The 3,369-nt window shown below is 69.7% G+C and carries 5 protein-coding genes; 1 reads left to right on the forward strand and 4 read right to left on the reverse strand.

Annotated elements, in window-relative coordinates; all coding sequences use genetic code 11:
• Positions 1-673 (reverse strand): 2-C-methyl-D-erythritol 4-phosphate cytidylyltransferase (gene ispD, locus EIO58_RS14765; RefSeq protein WP_127820161.1); only part of this gene is annotated, 673 nt, incomplete at its 3' end.
• A gap of 76 nt (positions 674-749) precedes the next feature.
• Positions 750-1,232 carry a CarD family transcriptional regulator gene (locus EIO58_RS14770; protein WP_127820162.1) on the reverse strand — a complete coding sequence of 161 codons (483 nt, stop codon included), beginning with the start codon at positions 1,230-1,232 and terminating at the stop codon, positions 750-752.
• 157 nt (positions 1,233-1,389) lie between these two features.
• Between EIO58_RS14770 and EIO58_RS14775 the strand changes: the two genes are divergently transcribed.
• On the forward strand, positions 1,390-1,866 hold the full coding sequence (locus EIO58_RS14775; RefSeq protein WP_127820163.1) for a DNA modification methylase: 477 nt from the start codon (positions 1,390-1,392) through the stop codon (positions 1,864-1,866).
• Positions 1,867-1,943: 77 nt separating this feature from the next.
• On the opposite strand, the gene EIO58_RS14780 is transcribed toward EIO58_RS14775, so the two are convergent.
• Together EIO58_RS14780 and EIO58_RS14785 are read right to left on the reverse strand one after the other, a co-directional pair.
• Positions 1,944-2,627, reverse strand: coding sequence for a response regulator transcription factor (locus tag EIO58_RS14780; RefSeq protein WP_127820164.1), 684 nt, complete (start codon positions 2,625-2,627; stop codon positions 1,944-1,946).
• On the reverse strand, positions 2,624-3,369 hold a 746-nt coding region (locus EIO58_RS14785), incomplete at its 5' end, for a sensor histidine kinase (protein ID WP_164861740.1). The genes EIO58_RS14785 and EIO58_RS14780, both read right to left, overlap by 4 nt.

The following is a 3,369-nucleotide window of genomic DNA, read 5'->3' on the forward strand; positions in this document are numbered from 1 at the left end:
GGGCGCGCTCGAGGTCTGCGGCGGTGGTGATCTTGAAGGCGAGCGGATGCCCCGTGACGGCCGCGACCGCATGCCCGGCGGCGGCGACCAGCGCCGCATCGTCGGTGAAGTCCTCGGTCGATGCGGCATAGGCCGCATCGAGCACGTCCCTGCGGAACCCCTGCGGCGTCTGCGCGGCCGCGAGCTCGGACCGGTCGACTCCCGCGAGGATCTCGTGGCCCGAGACCCGCTTGATGGTGTCGATGACGGGGAGTACCGGGACGGCGCCGACGGCGCCCTCCTCGAGCGCCGCGATCACTCGCTGAAACACCTCGGGTGGTGTGAGAGCACGGGCGGCGTCGTGCACCAGCACGAGTTCGACGTCCGCCCAGAGCGCTGCGAGCCCTGCCGCCACGGACGCCTGACGCGTCGCACCGCCTGCGACCACCGACACCAGATCGCGACGGTCGCCGGCGACCGCGAGCACCTCGCTGAGCGCATCGCCCTGTCGGTCGGACGGCGCCACCACGACGACCTGCGCCGTGGGGGCGGCGAACACGCGCGACAGCGCGTGCCAGAGGATCGGGTGACCGTCGATGCCGACGAAGGCCTTGGGCGCGCCGGCGGCCAGACGCATGCCGGAACCGGCCGCGACGACCACGACGGCGACGCGCGGGACGGGAGTGATGCTCACCCGTTCACGCTATCGCGACGGGGTCCCGGCGCCGGCAAAGCGAACGACGCCCCCTGCGGGGCGTCGTTTCGGTGGCTCAGCTTGCGAGGACCTCGTCGAGGATCACGCTCGCCTGCTCCTCGTCGGTCTTCTCTGCGAGGGCGAGCTCCGAGATGAGGATCTGCTTGGCCTTGGCGAGCATGCGCTTCTCGCCGGCCGACAGACCGCGATCCTGGTCTCGGCGCCACAGATCGCGGACGACCTCGCTGACCTTGATGACATCACCGGAGGCGAGCTTCTCGAGGTTGGCCTTGTAGCGCCGCGACCAGTTGGTCGGCTCCTCCGTGAAGGGAGCGCGCAGCACCTCGAAGACCTTGTCGAGCCCCTCCTTGCCGATGACATCGCGGACGCCGACGAGGTCGACGTTCTCAGCGGGGACCTCGATGATCAGGTCGCCTTGCGTGACGTTGAGCTTCAGGTACTTCTTCGTCTCGCCCTTGATGATCCGGTCTTTGACCTCGATGATCGTTGCCGCCCCGTGGTGGGGGTAGACGACCGTCTCGCCAACCTCAAAAAGCATGGAGTTATGTCCTTTCGGCAACCTCCAGGATACCACAGGAGAAATACGCTAAGGTTCTCCGCCCTCCGGACGGGCGGCCCCGGAAGCGACGATCACGACCGCACCAGGCGACCCCCTAGAATGCTGAGGAAGCCGTCGTCCGTCCTGGGAGGGATCAGTGAACCCGCGCCTCATCGCGTCGCTCGCCATCGGAGCCGCACTCGTCCTCGGGACCACCGGCTGCAGCATGGTCTCGCCGCAGGCCACGACGATCAACTACGCCGCCGCCGAGGGCGTGAACGTGTTCGAGTCGGGCCCCGTCCAGGTGCGCAACGCGCAGATCGTCGCCGACGAGAGCGGCTCGGAGGGCAACTTCGTCGCGGCGCTCCTCAACGAGACCGACGAGTCGCACACGCTGCGCATCGAGTTCGGCGAGGGCTCGTCCCGCGTCTCGGTCGACGTGCGCGTGCCCGCGAACACGACTCTCAGCCTCGGCTCCGAGGACGGCGAAGAGCCCATCCTCGTCGAGGACCTCGACACGCCGCCCGGCGCCGACGTCGTCGCGTTCTTCCAGTCCGGCGACTCGGAGGGCGAGCTCACGTCGGTCCCCGTGCTCGACGGCACGCTCGACTACCTCGCACCGCTCGCACCCTGACGCCGCGCGGGCCGAGCCCTCAGCCAGCGAAGAAGCGGCGCCAGGTCTGGGCGCCGCGTCTTCGTCTGTGCGGAGACCTAACCCTCGAACCGGTATCCGAGGCCCCGCACGGTCACGAGCATCTCGGGTGACCCGGGATTCTTCTCGATGCGCGAGCGGATGCGCTTGATGTGCACATCGAGCGTCTTGGTGTCTCCGAAGTAGTCGCTCCCCCACACCCGGTCGATGAGTTGCCCCCGGGTGAGCACGCGGCCGGCGTTGCGCATGAGCACCTCGAGGAGCTCGAACTCCTTGAGCGGCATGTTGATCTCGCTGCCGTCGACCGCGACCGTGTGCCGGTCGATGTCGAGCACGACGCGCCCGCCCTCCAGGACTCGGTCCTCGAGGTCGGCTTCCAGCTGCGAGAAGCGCCGCAGCACCGCCCGCATGCGCGCGAGCAGCTCGCGCGCCGAGTAAGGCTTGGTGACGTAGTCGTCGGCGCCCAGCTCGAGACCCACCACGATGTCGACCTCGGAATCCTTGGCGGTGAGCATGATGATCGGCACCGACGAGGTCGTCCGGATCTGCCGGCATACCTCCGTCCCCGGCATCCCCGGCAGCATGAGGTCGAGCAGCACGATGTCGGCGCCGCGCTCGCGGTACGACGCGAGGGCTGTCGGGCCGTCCTCGGCGATCTCGACGTCGTGCCCTTCGCGACGGAGGAGGTAGGCGAGAGGGTCCGCGAGGTCCGGCTCATCCTCGACGATCAGAACTCGTGTCATGCGGTGTCTCCGTTCGTGCCGGCTGGCGTGATGGCGGGGCGGGCAGGCGTCGCCGGGGCGCGCCTCTTCTTACGGCCGCGCTTGGGGGTCGGGTCGGCCGCGGGGGCCTCGATCTGCGGCAGCCGGATCGTGAAGGTCGATCCGCGGCCCGGCCGCGACCACAGCGTCACCTCGCCGCCGTGCCGCTGCACGGCGTGCTTCACGATCGACAGGCCCAGACCGCTGCCACCGGTACGGCGCGCACGGGCGGGGTCGGCGCGGTAGAAGCGCTCGAACACGCGGTCCTGCTCGCCTTCGGCGATGCCGATGCCGCGGTCGGTGACCGCGATCTCGACGATGCCGTCGGCGGTCCTCACCCCGACGCCGACGCTCGAACCCTGCGGCGAGTAGGCGATCGCGTTGGCGATGAGATTGCCGACCGCCTCGCTCAGCACCTGGGCGTCGCCGCGCACGTAGGCGCCGCGGGTTCCGCCGCGGACGACCTCGACTCCTGCGGAGTCGGCCTGGATGGCGTGGGCGTCCAGCGCCGACGCCACCACCTCGTCGATCGACACGTCCTGGTCGGTGAGCTCGTCCGACGCCTGGAGCCGCGAGAGGTTCATGATGCGCGACGTGAGGAGGGCGAGACGGGATGCCTCCGCCGAGAGCCTCGCGGCGAAGATGCGCACCTGCGGCGGGTCGTCGGCAGCGGACTCGATGGCTTCGGCGAGGAGGCTCACCGCGCCGACCGGCGTCTTCAGCT

Source organism: Microbacterium sp. CPCC 204701, from assembly GCF_004010105.1.
Lineage (GTDB): Bacteria > Actinomycetota > Actinomycetes > Actinomycetales > Microbacteriaceae > Microbacterium.

Bases quoted from the DNA above. Each gene is read 5' to 3' on its own strand.
- EIO58_RS14770 (WP_127820162.1), bottom strand. From the start codon at position 1,232: ATGCTTTTTGAGGTTGGCGAGACGGTCGTCTACCCCCACCACGGGGCG.
- EIO58_RS14780 (WP_127820164.1), bottom strand. From the start codon at position 2,627: ATGACACGAGTTCTGATCGTCGAGGATGAGCCGGACCTCGCGGACCCT.